Here is a 14,137-nt window from a genome sequence, read left to right as displayed (position 1 = left end):
GAAAGGGATCGGGCAATACAGCGAGGTGCCGAACGCTACCAGTTGGCGTTTAAAAAACCAAGAGTACGCGGGGGGGGCAAAGTCAGTGATTAACGTGCATGCAGCGGGTCGAAACTGTGAATCGCCCGCAGATTGGTCGGCACTTCAGAAGGCTGATTCTGGCCAATTGCTGCCGTTCGCGACCGTCGGCTTTCGGCCAATAGCAGCCATAAATATGGCTACGAATCTAGGGCGGCTCAATGAATAGGTGCTCCTGAACGACTCTGCTCAAGAGCTGGCTTTGCCCCATAAAACGGGGCAAAGCCACATCAATAATTTAGTTGCCGCGGTAAGTCGAGAACCCATAGGGGCTGAGCAGCAGCGGAATATGGTAGTGAGGCACACTACCGTCTGCTTCGAAAATCACAGGTACTTCCGGGAAGAATGTTGCCGACTGATGCTCTTTGAACCAGTCACCCGTTTTGAACGTTACGCGATAGGTCCCTTTCTCGAGCACCTTGTTTTCCGGATAAAGCGCAGTAATACGGCCCTGTTCATTGGTGATGCCGGTGTTCAGTTTGCTCCAGTCTTGGCCGTTCTGTTTTTCAAGTGTCACATTCACGCCAGGTGATGGCAGGCCGTCTTGTAGGTTCAGCACATGGACGCTCAGAGGGTTACCAGCCGCAAAAACAGCGGAGGAAAGTGCGCTCAACACGGCACCGGCCAAAAGGGTTTTTAATGTATTCATGATGAGTCTCTTATTTATGGGTGGGTAAAACTTGTGCGATAGCTTTGAGGGCACAGCCTTCATCGATCTGCGCACCGCCGGCCCCGGCAACGCCGATGGCACCGATGACTTGATCGCCCACCTTCAGCGGTACTCCACCGCCTAACAGCAACAATTCATCAAGTGTGTTTAGGTTTTCAGCTTCGGGGTTACTGCGTGCACGCTCTGATAACAGGCCTGTAGCGGTCTTTGTTGATAGGGCGGTAAAGGCCTTGCGCTGCGCTGCCAGTGTGTTGTGTGGCCCGACATTGTCATCGCGCTGTACGGCTACCAGATTGCCTCCGCGGTCTACGACTGCTGCTACCCCGGTACGGCCGTCTGCATGGCAGGCTGCCAATGTGGCGTCTAGCAATTGGTTGGCCACGGCAAGGGTGACATCTGCACGCTGGGCAACCGGTGAGGTATCTGCCCATGCGGCACTTGAACCTATCGCCAGGGATAGGAGTGAGGTGGTGCAGCTTCTTGCGATTAGCATAAATCCTCCCGTTCAAAGCTCGGTTGAGCCATTGGCGGCCATCATGCATAAGCGTTGCGCTCAGACTGATTGCGTGAGGATTACCAATTTGTAATGGGACGAAGCTGTTTATTGGCCTAGGCTATGCACCTGCGCTGGAGGACTAGATGCGTATCCTGGTTGTTGAAGATGAAGCGAAGACAGCTGACTACCTGCACAAGGGGCTGAGTGAGTCCGGCTATCTTGTGGAAGTCGCCCTGAATGGATTAGACGGTCAGCACTTGGTGCAGGAGTGCGAGTTTGATCTGATCATCCTCGATGTCATGTTGCCCGGCTTGGACGGCTGGCAATTGCTGCAGATCATCCGACGAAAGTGGCAGACGCCTGTGCTATTTCTGACGGCGCGCGATGCTATCGAAGATCGGGTCAAAGGGCTTGAGCTGGGGGCGGATGACTACCTAGTGAAGCCTTTCTCTTACGCGGAACTGCTGGCTCGTGTACGTACGCTGCTTCGCCGCGGTCCGGCGAGAGAAGTAGAGCAGTTTCAGATTGCCGACCTGCATGTCGATTTGCTCAAGCGCAAGGTCACTCGCGGTGGCGAGCGTTTGCCCCTTACCAACAAAGAGTTCGCGTTGCTGCATTTGTTGCTCAGCCGCGAAGGTGAGGTTCTGTCACGTACGCTGATTGCTTCGCATGTCTGGCAGATGAATTTCGATAGCGATACCAACGTCGTAGACGTCGCTATTCGACGTTTGCGTGCGAAGGTTGATGATCCTTATCCGATCAAGCTGATTCACACCGTACGCGGAATGGGCTACATGATGGATGCTCAACCATGAGCCTATGGCCACGTAAACTCAGCCTTCGCCTGGCCTTGATGTTTGCCTTGATCAGTGTGGTGCTCTTAGGTGCTGTAGGGTTCTATCTGTATCACTCTCTTCAACGCGAAATAGCCTGGCGTGACGATCAGGCCCTGCTCGGTCGGCTGCAGCATATGCAGGCACTGATCGGCGACAGTAAGAGTGTAGATTCGCTGCGCACACGCCCGCAGCTGTACGAAAACATGCTGGGCAACCGCGACAACATGCTTTGGATTGTCGACAGCAATGGGCAGTTGCTAATCGAAATCAACCCGCTCGCTGTGCCATTGCCGAGTCTGCCGAAATCGTCTGCGCCAAGGCTTGCCGATAGTCCTGATGATCCAGCTTTGCGTTTTGCCTGGGTCGATATCTCGAGTCCAGAGCGTCGCCTTACCCTAATTGCGGGTAAGTACCTCGGTGAGCGTGAGCAGATGCTCAGTGCCTATCGTTGGGAAGTGCTGACAGCAGTGACGGTTGGTGCGTTGCTGGCGTTTCTGCTCGGCTGGCTGGTCAGTCAGCGCGGCCTCAAGCCGGTACGTCAACTGGCGACACGCGCAGCGACCATCGATGTGCAGCACCTGCATGTGCGCTTGGAAGCGTTCAATGATCTCAGCGAGCTAAGTGCCCTGAGCCATGCGCTCAATCAGATGCTTAGCCGCCTGGAGCAAGGCTTCGCTCAGCTGTCACGCTTCTCCGAAGACCTTGCCCACGAGATGCGTACGCCATTGAGCAACCTGATGGGGCAGACCCAGCAGACGCTTGGTCGTACTCGCTCGATTGAGGAATACCAGAATCTGTTGGTGTCCAATCAAGAAGAATACGAGCGCCTGGCGCGGATGATTGACAGCATGCTTTTCCTCGCGCGTACCGAGCAGCCAAAGTCGTCCATCAGCCGCGAACGCATCGACCTGCAGGAGCTTGCCGGACAGCTCTGCGAATATTTCGAAGGGATGGGGGAAGAGCGCGGTATTGAGCTGATAAATCAGGCCAGTGGCACGTTGTACGCTGACGCGCAGTTGCTACGCAGGGCACTGGCCAATTTGATTGCAAACGCACTGCGTTATGCCGCTCCTGATACGCCGGTGACTATCAGCACCATGAGCGCTGGGAATGGGCTCGAAATCAGCGTGCACAACCAAGGTGATGCGATTGCTGGCGAACACCTACCGCATTTATTCGAGCGGTTTTACCGGTGTGATCCTTCTCGCAATCAGCCCGATGATTCGGGCGGGCTTGGATTGGCCATCGTTCGATCGATCATGCAGGCCCACAGTGGAAAAGTGGGTGTAACCAGCAGCAATTTAGGCACGGCGTTTTTGCTCACTTTTCCGAACGAAACGTCTCTACTTTGAGCGAAGCTATTAGTGTGGTTGTGGTCAGTTGTTGTTGATCAGCGCTATGTGAGTCGCCGCGAGATTGTGTAGGTCCTAGATGACCGCTTCTGGCCAATTTCTGCCTGTCGTAGCGGGCAGCAATCGGCCAGAAGCTTCCTGTCACGAAGGACCTATCCAAAGCGTAAGCGGCTGGCTATCCCACCTTGCGTAATCACACGATGTAATCGCCCGCAGTCCGCTCGGTATGTCGAAGGGCGTAGCATATGTTCTGGATTGGATCGTATGGCCAATGAGTGGTTTAGGAGTTGTTCCCTTTGAAATTCGATTTAACTGAACAAGGCACAAAATATGCGTGCGCGGCAGACCCTGGCCGCGGCTATATTCCAAACGATCTGATAGCGGCTATCCAGGATGTGTACACGCCGGCGGGAATGCAATTGACGGATTTTGCTATACGCGAGGCTGAGAGTGCCGAGTATGGTGCCTCCCGCTTTGGCCTCGACGGACACACCATTGTCTTCCGTGTGGCTAAAACAACGCCGACGAAGATTGGACAGTTCGTCACAATATGGAAGCGCCCGACGTCAGGCGGCATCATTGCACCTCTCGATATCGATGATGGCGTAGCCTTTGTTGTGGTGAGTGTGTTCGATGCAACGCATCGCGGACAGTTTGTTTTCGACCAGAAGATACTGGCATCAAAGGGCATCATGGCGATTAACGGTAAAGGCGGTAAGCGCGCTATCCGCGTTTATCCACCTTGGGTCAAACCAGTCGCCAAAGAGGCCGTTAGGACACAGCAATGGCAACTACGTTACTTTCTTCCTCTTGAACAAAGCGGTAACGCCGATTCCGTGCAGGTGCGTCGGCTCTTTGAAGTTTAAGATCCTTATTCGTCATTCTTGAGCGTTCTGGGTAATGGCAGCTAAAGCACTGTGATCGAGCCGCCCGCGCCTACCCGCTGCCAAGGCAAGCCCAGTATCAAGGCCTGAAGTTGTTCCTTGTCGAGTTCGACGTCCGATCCGTGCCGGATACCTGGCCAGTGAAACTTGTCTTGGTTCAATCGTCGCACCGAACACCGCGATAACTCTAGCCAACGCGGTCTCGGTACCGGCACGCATGTCCATCGGCTCGGTGGCGATCCAGATGGAATCGATGCGGATCATTGAGCGAGTCCACGGATGAATCGTGGTGCTGTACTGCCTGTGTTTTGCGGACTACGGGCTTAGATGTTCCAACCCATCACCGATAACGCTGTTGAGTTTACGCCTGACTGGCGGCAAACGACGCTAACCTGCCCTTCACGAAGGGCTGCAGCACCTTCAGTTAGGGTGTGAATATTTACCAGGAGGGCTGGTCCTGTGAGTCCTCGTCTCCGGACTTTACTACTTTCTGAATCGACCACGGGTCTTTGCGCACGCGTTCGGGAGGCGGTGAAGCCCCCGAAAATGTTCCCCCCCGAACGCCTACTCGATGCCTATAGAGGCCTGACTGACACCTGTATAATTACATTCTTTGATCCTTCATCAGCATTTACGCATGGCTTTGTAGGAGGTGTTTTTATATGAGTTTTATTGGGTTGATGCTTTAATTTTTTGAGTTGCGTGCAATTGTCGGTGCGATGTTAATGGTGTTTAAAATATGATAATATGGTCCGCAATTATTTGAGCTGTTCCACTTTTAATTTATAGCAGGGCGAATAATGCTTTTTATTGTAATGTTAGGCGGAAAACATCCTAGAGCGAAAATTGAAGTCCATGATATAGCCTTCGTATTAGCTGATAGCTTAGAGGATGCATATCCTCAGCTTAGACAGAGTTGGTTTGGATCTCCTGTAGGCCTTCATATTGATGCATGGATGGCAGTTGATGGAGTTGCAGGCTGGAAGTTAGAACTAAGTGAATTAGCTCCCCGCCCTGGATCAATGCGTTTGTACTTTATCAATTTAGGCGGGTATGAAGTTAAATCCTTTGGTGAAGCGCATCACTATTCCCTGATAGTTGCGAAAGATAAGCGGGAGGCGATGAGCCTCGGTAAACGCGAGATTTTAAAGCACTGGGTCCAGGCCCATACTGATGGTGTGCTGGATGTGGACGACTGTTTGCCGATTGATGCGATAGAAGGACGATACGTTCATTTGGTCGAGGGACCACACGACGGCATCATTCAGCGCAATGACTACATTGTTTTGTCGTAACGTTTGATTAGCTCAACACGTCATCTGCTGAATCGCCCGAATTTCCTACGTAATGAGCGGCCACTTTTGGCCGAACGCAGCCATACGACAAGTGCCCCGAATCGTGGGCAATTTGGTAGTTCGTGTTCGGCCGGCAGGTACCCCCCCCCGGAAAGTCTAAGAAGTCACAAGATGAGGGGTCACATAGACCCACGCGGCATATGTGAAGAAACACATGCCAGTGCAGAAGCAAACAAATCCAATCAGGCTTGCCCCCCACATCCAAACATCCCACCCACCAGATGTTTCCGTTGACTGTAGGCCTGGGTCTATCTGCCGGACCTTTCCGGCCTTCTGGTACAGGTGAAGCGATATCGCTCGCACCTCATGGAACCCCGGCATCTCTTCGGCCTTCCATCCCTTGTAACAGCTTGCCGCCTCCCGGGCCTCCTTAAACGCTCACATCAAACATCTCGCTTCACGCTGCGTCCCGCCCTGACTACTGCCAGCCTCTCCTTGCCATTTTCATAACACTTGACCTTCCCCTCATGGCAAGCCGGATAAGACCTCCAGTGTTGGTTTGTCCTGAAAATTACAAGGAGGTACACGATGTACGGCAAGCGCATAACCCTGGTCGCCGTGGCGATAGCTGTCGTGTTCACGCTGGGTGGCTGTAAAGAGAGCGCGCCCGCGGCCGATGCCGCCAAGCCGCCTGGTGTGCCGGTGGCCGAGGTGGTTGCGCAGCCGGTGACTCCGTTTGTTGAATACACCGGTTCCTTGACCGCGATTGAGCAGGTTGAGTTGCGCCCGCGTGTCAGTGGTTATCTGCAAAGTGTCAGCGTGCCTGAAGGGCAATCCGTGGCTAAGGGCAGCCTTTTGTTTATGATCGACCCACGGGAGTTCCAGGCGGCGCTGAACGCTGCCAAGGGCCGTTTGCGTGAGGCTGAGGCCAATGCATTGCTGGCCCAGGCCGAGCATGGTCGGGCTGAGCAACTGTTCGCTAAAAAGGTGGTGGCGCGGGATCGTCTCGACAGCGCCATCGCCTCGTTGAATGCCGGCAGGGCTCAGGTCGACGCCGCCAAGGCAGCGCTGGATGCCGCACAACTGGACTTGAGCTACACCCGCGTCACTGCGCCCATCAGCGGGCGTGTCGACCGTGCCCTTGTCACCGAGGGCAACTACGTCACCCGTGGGGTGACGCCGCTGACGACGATCGTTTCCATCGACCCGCTGCATGTGTATTTCGATGTCGACGAGCGCACCTATCTGCGCTCGCTTGCCGCGACTCGGGAGGTTGCTGCGTCGAAAGGGGAAAAGGCCGCCAAGGTCATGGTGGCGATGCTTAACGATGCAAGCTACGCACGCGCCGGGCGGGTGGACTTCCTGGCGAATGCGGCCGACCGCAAGACCGGCACAGTGCGTGCGCGTGCCGTGGTCGACAACCCGGATGGGCGCCTGACGCCGGGGCTGTTCGCCAAGGTCAAGCTGGACACCGGCGCGCCGCAACCCCGGGTGTTGGTGGCCGACCACTCGATTGGCACTGACCAGGGCCGCCGCTATGTGCTGGTGGTCGGCGCAGACGACAAGACCGAATACCGTCCCGTCGAACTGGGGCCGATGGCCAACGGCTTGCGCGTGATTGAGCAGGGCCTGCAACCGGGTGAACGCATTGTCGTCAAGGGGCTGGTGCGCCCCGGCATGCAGGTGACGCCATTGGCCGCCAGGATGGATGGGGCGCCGTTGGATGCGCCGTTGGTGTTGGGGGGCGTGCAATGAGCTTCCCACGCTTTTTCATTGACCGGCCGATCTTCGCCATCGTGCTGTCGGTGTTAATGATGATTGCCGGCATCGTGGCCTTCTTTCATTTGCCGCTCAGCGAATACCCCGCCGTGACGCCGCCCACGGTGCAAGTGACGGCTTCTTATCCGGGCGCCAACCCCCAGGTGATCGCCGAGACGGTGGCGGCGCCCCTTGAGCAGGTGATCACCGGCGTCGAGGGCATGCTGTATATGACGTCGCAATCGGCGACCGATGGCCGCATGATCCTCACCGCGACCTTCGCCCAGGGCACCAACGCGGACATGGCGCAGATCCAGGTGCAAAACCGCGTCTCGCGGGCCCTGCCGCGTTTGCCCGAAGAGGTGCAGCGCCTCGGCGTGGTTACGCAGAAGACCTCCCCGGACATCCTCATGGTGGTCCACCTGCTGTCGCCCGACCAACGTTATGACCCGCTCTACATCTCCAACTATGCCTACCTCCAGGTGCGCGACGAGCTGTCGCGGATTCCGGGGATCAACGACGTGCTGGTGTGGGGGGCGGGCGAGTACAGCATGCGTCTGTGGCTCGATCCGGACCTGATCGCCGCCCGTGGCTTGACCGCAGGCGATGTAATTACCGCAGTGCGTGAGCAAAACGTGCAAGTGGCGGCCGGCTCGGTCGGCCAGGCGCCTGACTCCAGCGCGGCGTTCCAGGTCACGGTCAATACCCTCGGACGCCTGACGGACGAGGAGCAGTTTGGCGACATCATCATCCGCACCGGTGATAACGGCCAGGTGACGCGTCTGCGCGATGTGGCCCGTGTCGAAATGGGCGCCGATGCCTACGCGCTGCGCAGCCTGTTGGACGGCGAGCCGGCCGTTGCCCTGCAGATCATCCAGAGCCCGGGCGCCAACGCACTGGATGTGGCGCAAGCGGTGCGCGATACCATGCAGCGCCTGGAGGCTAACTTCCCCGAGGGCATGGTGTCGCGGATTGCCTATGACCCGACAGTGTTTGTGCGTGCATCGCTGGAGTCAGTGGCCATCACCCTGATGGAAGCGATCCTGCTGGTGGTCCTCGTGGTGGTGGTGTTCCTGCGTAACTGGCGTGCGTCGCTGATCCCGTTGATGGCCGTGCCGGTGTCGATCATCGGCACCTTTGCGGTCATGCATCTGATGGGTTTCTCCCTCAATACCCTGTCGTTGTTCGGCCTGGTCCTGTCCATCGGGATTGTGGTCGACGATGCAATCGTGGTGGTCGAGAACGTCGAGCGGCATATCGAGAACGGTGAGGAGCCGACGCAGGCTGCGCGGCGAGCGATGGGCGAGGTCACCGGGCCGATCATTGCGATCACCTCGGTACTCGCTGCGGTGTTCATCCCCACCGCCTTCCTCAGTGGCTTGCAAGGTGAGTTCTATCGGCAGTTCGCGCTGACCATCGCGATTTCCACGATCCTGTCGGCGGTCAACTCCTTGACCCTCAGCCCGGCACTCGCCGGCCTGTTGCTGCGCCCGCGCGACGCTGCGGTGGTGCATGACCCGCGCAGCCTGCGCGGTCGCGCCGCGCATCTGGTGCAAGTGCTGAGCCGGCCGTTCCAGCGGGCACCGCAGGCGTATGGCAACACGGTGCGCAAGGTCGCGGGTCGGCGCGGCGCGGCACTGTTGGTGTATGGCGGCTTGCTGGCGCTGACCTGGTTTGGTTTCAGCGCTGTACCGGCGGGCTTCGTGCCGATGCAAGACAAGTACTACCTGGTCGGTATCGCCCAGTTGCCCAATGCGGCCTCCCTCGATCGTACCGATGCGGTGGTGCGGCAGATGTCGAAAATCGCCCTGGATGAGCCGGGCGTCGAAAGCGTGGTGGCGTTCCCTGGGCTGTCGGTCAACGGCTTCGTTAACGTACCGAATGCTGCCGTAATGTTCGTTATGCTCGATCCGTTCAAGGAGCGTACTTCTCCCGACATGGCTGCGGTCGCCATCGCCGGGCGCCTGCAAGCCAAGTTCGCGAGCATTCCCGACGGTTTCCTCGGTGTATTCCCACCGCCGCCAGTGCCCGGCCTTGGAGTGACCGGAGGCTTCAAGCTGCAGGTTGAGGACCGGGGTGGGGTCGGGCTCCAGGCTCTGGTGCAGCAGACCCAGGTGCTGATGACAAAAGCCACCGAGTCGGGTCAGGTCGCCGGGTTGATGACCAGCCTGGACGTCAATGCGCCCCAACTGAATGTCGATATCGACCGCACCCAGGTCAAGAGCCAGGGGGTGCGACTGGCGGATGTGTTCGAGTCTTTGCAGGTCTACCTCGGTTCGCTGTACGTCAACGACTTCAACCGGTTCGGCCGCACCTACAAGGTGACTGCCCAGGCCGATGCGGACCACCGCATGCAGGCCGAAGCCATCGGCCGCCTGCAGGTGCGCAACGCGGCCGGGGACATGCTGCCGTTATCGGCGTTTGTCACCGTTACACCGAGTTCCGGGCCCGATCGGGTGATTCATTACAACGGCTATCCTTCGGCCGATATCTCCGGCGGAGCGATGCCCGGGGTCAGTTCCGGGCAGGCCGTGGCACTCATGGAGCGCCTGGCACAGGAGGTACTGCCCGAGGGCGTGACCTATGAATGGACGGACTTGACCTACCAGCAAAAGCTCGCAGGGTCATCGGCGCTGTTCATTTTCCCGCTGTGTGTGTTGCTGGCCTATCTGATCCTGGCCGCGCAATACAACAGTTGGTTGTTGCCCCTGGCGGTCTTGCTGATTGTGCCCATGTGTCTGCTCAGCGCGATCATCGGCGTTTGGTTGGTGGACGGCGATAACAACGTGTTTGTACAGATCGGGCTGGTGGTACTGGTCGGCCTGGCTGCGAAAAACGCCATCCTGATTGTCGAGTTCGCTCGCAGCCTTGAAGCCGAAGGCGCCAACCCGCTGGAAGCGGTTATCCACGCGTGCCAGTTGCGCTTGCGACCGATTCTGATGACCTCGCTGGCGTTCATCGCCGGTGTGGTGCCGCTGGTGTTTGCCAGCGGCGCCGGGGCCGAGATGCGCCATGCCATGGGGGTTGCGGTGTTTGCCGGGATGTTGGGGGTGACCCTGTTCGGTCTGTTCCTGACGCCGGTGTTCTACGTGGTGATGCGCAGCCTTGCGCTGCGCTTGCAGCGCAAGGGCCCGAGTCCGAAGCTGCAGTTGGAGGAGCGCGTGTCATGAAATTGGCCTATCAAGCGTTTCTGTTGTCGTCGCTCCTGCTGGCTGGCTGCACCGCAGTCGGGCCCGATTATTCCGCGCCGGTGCTGCCCGCTGCGCAACGGCCAGCAAGCTTCGGCGCGCCCATTGCCGGTCTTGGTACGGGCGATGTCGAGGTGCAGTGGTGGCGTGTGTTCGATGAGCCGGCCCTCAGCCAATTGATCCAGCAGGCGCTGGCGGCCAACCACGATATCGGCATCGCCGCCGCGCGGCTCGACGAAGCCAAGGCGATGTTGCGCGAGAGCCGCCAGGGCTTCTTGCCCAGCGGCGGTGCCGCGTTAGGGTATGAGCACCGACAGCGCAGCGAAGTCGAGACCCCCCTCGGCCAGCAGCGCTCCCTTGAAACCACGCGCGCGGCGCTGGATGCCGCCTGGGAAATCGACTTGTTTGGCCGCGTCCGGCGCTCGGTGGAGGCGGCGCAGGCCCAGGCGGGATCGCGCCAGGCGTTGCTGCGCAGCGTGCAGGCGAGCGTCGCCGCCACCGTCGCGGCAACCTGGTTCGAGCTGCAAGGGGTCGAAGCCGAGCAGGCGGTGGTGGCGGACATCAGTCAAAGCCAGCGCGACAGCCTGGGCCTGGTGGAGCACTTGGTCAGCGTAGGCGCCGCCACCGAATTCGATCGGCTACGTGCCGAGGCCTTGCTGCGCAATGTCGAGGCGGTAGCGCCTGGCCTGGAGCGGCGTCGGGCAACCACCACCAACGCGTTGGCGGTATTACTGGGGCAGGCGCCACAAGGGTTCAAGCCACCGCAGGCCCGGCCCGGCCGTGAGACCTTGAACCTGCGCACCCTGCAGGTGGGCGACCCGGCCGGCTTGCTGGCCCGGCGCGCCGATATCGCCGCAGCCGAACGGGTGCTGGCAGCCGAGACCGCGCAGATCGGCGTGGCAACAGCCGGTTTGTATCCGGATATCCAGGTGCGGGGTTCCATCGGTCTGCTGGCCGGAAGCCTCGGCGCCTTGGGCGACTCGGGCATGCAGTCGAACTTTATCGCACCAGTCATTCGCTGGTCGCTGCTGGACACTGGGCGCGTACGCGCGCGGATCGCCGCCAGCGAGGCGCGCACCCAGGCGGCATTGATCAGCTACGACCAGACCGTATTGCGCGCTCTGCAAGAAACCGATGACGCGTTCCAGGCCAACAGTGCAGCCGGCAGCACCCTGGGCTTGCGGCTGCTGGAAGCGGCGGCCAATCGTGAGGCGGCGAGGTTGGCCCGCACGCGTTTCACGGAAGGTGAGGGGGTGTATCTGGACGTCCTGGAGGCCGAGCGCGCGGACTTCAGCAGCCGCCGCGCACTGACCGTGGCGCGCACCGAGCAGCGCTTGGCGGTGGTCGGCATCTACAAGGCATTGGGCGGTGGCTGGCAGATCTGCGAGCAGGCGGGGCAGGTGTGCAGCGGTGCTGCGGCACTGCGTTAGACACCGTTGTTGTACGCAAGCGCGCTGCTTGCAGTGTTCGGCGAAGAACGGCCAGGTGGCAGATTTCCTGTCGCAAGCCACCATTTATCGAATGAGGAGTCACCCAGATGGATACCAAGCAGGTTCTAACCGTTGGCCTGGCAGTGCTAGGCGCGGCGACAATGCCGTCGATGGCAGCCCAGGAAAGCATCAAAGGCACGTTCGCGCTGCCCGGCGAGAGCGAAAAGGCTGTTGGCGCGCTGATCGTCAACGAAACCGGCCCACTGACACGTGAGTTGTCGATTGCCTTTACCGACAAGGCCACCGGGCAACCGATCGTGCAGTTTGACGAAGAACTGACCCAGCGCCTTCATGTGCTGGCGACCGACAGCCATTTCACCAGCTTTATCCATGAGCACGCGGCCAAGCTGGGCGCTGATGGTCGCTTCAAGGTCGCGATGAAGTTTCCCCGGCCGGGCACCTATTACGTCTATGCCGATGCCGTGCCGAGCGGGCTTGGCCAGCAGGTGGTGCGCTTCGAGGTGCCAGTACAGGGCGGCAGCGATGCGGTGGCCCAGGCGCCGTCTAAACCGGAGCAAGGTAGCGATGGCCCGTACACGGTCAAGTTGGAAACGTCGGCCCTGCGTGCCGGCAGCGAAAGCATGATGTCGCTGACCGTGCTCAAGGATGGCAAGCCGGCCCAGGACCTGGACACCTACCTGGGTGTGGCGGCCCATGCGGTTTTCGTCAGTACCGATGAGCTGGACTATGTGCATGCGCACGCCATGGCGGCGCAGGCCGCCCACGGTGGTCATGGTGACCATGGCGACCCAGGCGCAGTCTCGGCGCAGTTGATGCTGCATGCCAAGCCCGCGCATGCGGGGCCTTATGCCTTGTGGATTCAATTCAAGGGGGGCGACAAAATTCGTACCGTGCCTTTCCTAGTGACAGTTCCCGCCGCGTCCTGAAGCCTCCCCCCCGGCATCCTCGCCTCGCCGTTGGTCAGCCATCGGCGGGGCGAACAGCCCTGGTTACGGGCTGTTTCAACTCAATGAAAAGAATTTTCCTACAGGTGTTGACCTTGCCACTGGAGGAACCTTTAGGATTTTTTTCGAGTACGCAAACATCATAAAAATAAGGATCAAAGGGGTTATCAATGGATACTGCTGCCCTGCAACAACGCCCGGACGCCCATCAGTGCACCATCGCTTCGGCGCTGATGGCTGATGCTTTGAAGCCCGGCGCGCCATACACCCAGGTCACCAGCGCGCTGGAAGCGCTGCTCGCGCTGACCCGGCAAGGCCTGTCGGGAGACGCCGACGCCTACGCCCACTACCAGTCAGCACTGCTGCAACTGCACATTCCCGGCGAGCCGCGCACCGAGCCGACCCGTCGCTGGATGGCCAGTGAGGTTTACCGCGTCGAAGATGAATTCGCCGCCGACCTGCCGAGTTTCACCGCACTGCCGGCGGATGAGTTCCGCAAGCAGGTCGATGCTGAAATCGCCGCACGCAGCCGGGTCAATCATCCCATGTCGGTGCACCTGTTCCAGGGCACGCCGCCGGTGCAAGACGTGCGCTTCTTTCTGGAACACCACTGGACCCGCTCTTACAACTTCTACAGCCTGCTGGCCGAACTGGCCTTTCGCTTCGAAGCCATTGAGGACGCGTCGGTGTTCTACCGCAACCTTTACGGCGAGGCAGGGGCGGAGACACCGGAGCGTTCCCACCCGGCGATGCTGGCCCACCTCATGGAGTATTTCGATATTCCGCTGGTGATTGACTTCCCGGCACTGCACCCCCTGGAAAAGGCCTACCTGAACAATCGCATTCGTTGTGTGCGGCACACCGATGTGGCGTGGGGCCTGGCGTTGCTGTACGCCGTCGAGTCGGTCAGTTGCGTCAACCATCGGCGCATCTACGAGTTGTTGCAGCGCCTCGAGGTGCCAGAGGGGCCCAGTGAGTTCCACCGCCTGCATGGCACCCAGGATGAGATCGACACCGAGGAAATGTGGGCACTGATCGCCAAGTTCGCCGGTGATGAAGGCTTCCAGCGCATGTTCATGCGGGCGCTCAAGCGTCACTTCGAAATCAACAAGGCCTACTTCGACAGCCTGTGGCAGCAGATGCAGGAACAACGCCTGCCCGCCTGATCCTCCCAGCGACCCTAGA

The 14,137-nt window shown here is 59.2% G+C and carries 12 protein-coding genes and 1 pseudogene; 9 read left to right on the top strand and 4 right to left on the bottom strand.

Annotation, left to right across the window (positions count from 1 at the left end; translation table 11 throughout):
- Nucleotides 1–316 precede the first annotated feature (316 nt).
- Entirely contained in the window at nt 317–727 is a 411-nt protein-coding gene (gene uraH / locus HBR94_RS05380; protein WP_057441708.1) for a hydroxyisourate hydrolase, read from the bottom strand.
- Between the two features lie 10 nt (nt 728–737).
- The gene (locus HBR94_RS05375; protein ID WP_170044341.1) at nt 738–1,241 is read right to left on the bottom strand and encodes a heme-binding protein; all 504 of its coding nucleotides are present in this window, start codon (nt 1,239–1,241) and stop codon (nt 738–740) included.
- 146 nt (nt 1,242–1,387) lie between these two features.
- Between HBR94_RS05375 and HBR94_RS05370 the strand changes: the two genes are divergently transcribed.
- From HBR94_RS05370 to HBR94_RS05360, 3 genes are all read left to right on the top strand, one after another.
- Nucleotides 1,388–2,059 carry a heavy metal response regulator transcription factor gene (locus HBR94_RS05370; RefSeq protein WP_120733596.1) on the top strand — a complete coding sequence of 224 codons (672 nt, stop codon included), beginning with the start codon at nt 1,388–1,390 and terminating at the stop codon, nt 2,057–2,059.
- The gene (locus HBR94_RS05365) at nt 2,056–3,432 is read left to right on the top strand and encodes a heavy metal sensor histidine kinase (protein WP_170044340.1); all 1,377 of its coding nucleotides are present in this window, start codon (nt 2,056–2,058) and stop codon (nt 3,430–3,432) included. The genes HBR94_RS05370 and HBR94_RS05365 overlap by 4 nt, the downstream gene beginning before the upstream one ends.
- A 296-nt stretch (nt 3,433–3,728) precedes the next feature.
- Nucleotides 3,729–4,298 (top strand): MepB family protein, encoded by a 570-nt coding sequence (locus HBR94_RS05360; RefSeq protein WP_170044339.1) that lies wholly within the window; start codon nt 3,729–3,731, stop codon nt 4,296–4,298.
- Nucleotides 4,299–4,310: 12 nt separating this feature from the next.
- Here HBR94_RS05360 and HBR94_RS28545 read toward each other — a convergent pair whose 3' ends face one another.
- Nucleotides 4,311–4,580: a hypothetical protein gene (locus tag HBR94_RS28545; RefSeq protein WP_262383363.1), complete on the bottom strand. Its 270-nt coding sequence runs from the start codon at nt 4,578–4,580 to the stop codon at nt 4,311–4,313.
- A 536-nt stretch (nt 4,581–5,116) separates the two neighbouring features.
- Here HBR94_RS28545 and HBR94_RS05350 point away from each other — a divergent pair.
- On the top strand, nt 5,117–5,611 hold the full coding sequence (locus tag HBR94_RS05350; RefSeq protein WP_057441699.1) for a DUF1543 domain-containing protein: 495 nt from the start codon (nt 5,117–5,119) through the stop codon (nt 5,609–5,611).
- Nucleotides 5,612–5,932: 321 nt separating this feature from the next.
- Here HBR94_RS05350 and HBR94_RS28540 read toward each other — a convergent pair.
- A pseudogene (locus HBR94_RS28540) lies at nt 5,933–6,079 on the bottom strand (integrase); the annotation flags it as partial.
- Between the two features lie 120 nt (nt 6,080–6,199).
- On the opposite strand from HBR94_RS28540, the gene HBR94_RS05345 reads away from it, so the two are divergent.
- The 5 genes from HBR94_RS05345 to HBR94_RS05325 all read left to right on the top strand — a co-directional run bounded on the left by HBR94_RS05345 (nt 6,200) and on the right by HBR94_RS05325 (nt 14,118).
- Nucleotides 6,200–7,366 carry an efflux RND transporter periplasmic adaptor subunit gene (locus tag HBR94_RS05345; protein WP_170044337.1) on the top strand — a complete coding sequence of 389 codons (1,167 nt, stop codon included), beginning with the start codon at nt 6,200–6,202 and terminating at the stop codon, nt 7,364–7,366.
- Nucleotides 7,363–10,539 carry an efflux RND transporter permease subunit gene (locus HBR94_RS05340; protein WP_057960141.1) on the top strand — a complete coding sequence of 1,059 codons (3,177 nt, stop codon included), beginning with the start codon at nt 7,363–7,365 and terminating at the stop codon, nt 10,537–10,539. The genes HBR94_RS05345 and HBR94_RS05340 overlap by 4 nt, the downstream gene beginning before the upstream one ends.
- Entirely contained in the window at nt 10,536–11,987 is a 1,452-nt protein-coding gene (locus tag HBR94_RS05335) for an efflux transporter outer membrane subunit (protein ID WP_170044336.1), read from the top strand. Before HBR94_RS05340 ends, HBR94_RS05335 begins: the two co-directional genes overlap by 4 nt.
- Nucleotides 11,988–12,094: 107 nt before the next feature.
- Nucleotides 12,095–12,934 carry a hypothetical protein gene (locus tag HBR94_RS05330; RefSeq protein ID WP_170044335.1) on the top strand — a complete coding sequence of 280 codons (840 nt, stop codon included), beginning with the start codon at nt 12,095–12,097 and terminating at the stop codon, nt 12,932–12,934.
- 188 nt (nt 12,935–13,122) lie between these two features.
- Nucleotides 13,123–14,118, top strand: a complete 996-nt coding sequence (locus tag HBR94_RS05325) for an HOASN domain-containing protein (RefSeq protein ID WP_170044334.1) — start codon at nt 13,123–13,125, stop codon at nt 14,116–14,118.
- Nucleotides 14,119–14,137: the final 19 nt, after the last annotated feature.

The sequence above is a fragment of the Pseudomonas sp. WS 5412 genome (assembly GCF_012985615.1).
GTDB classification, from domain to species: Bacteria; Pseudomonadota; Gammaproteobacteria; order Pseudomonadales; family Pseudomonadaceae; genus Aquipseudomonas; species Aquipseudomonas shahriarae.
The sequence above is the reverse complement of the archived record's forward strand: the minus strand, read 5'-3'. Positions and strand labels throughout refer to the sequence as shown.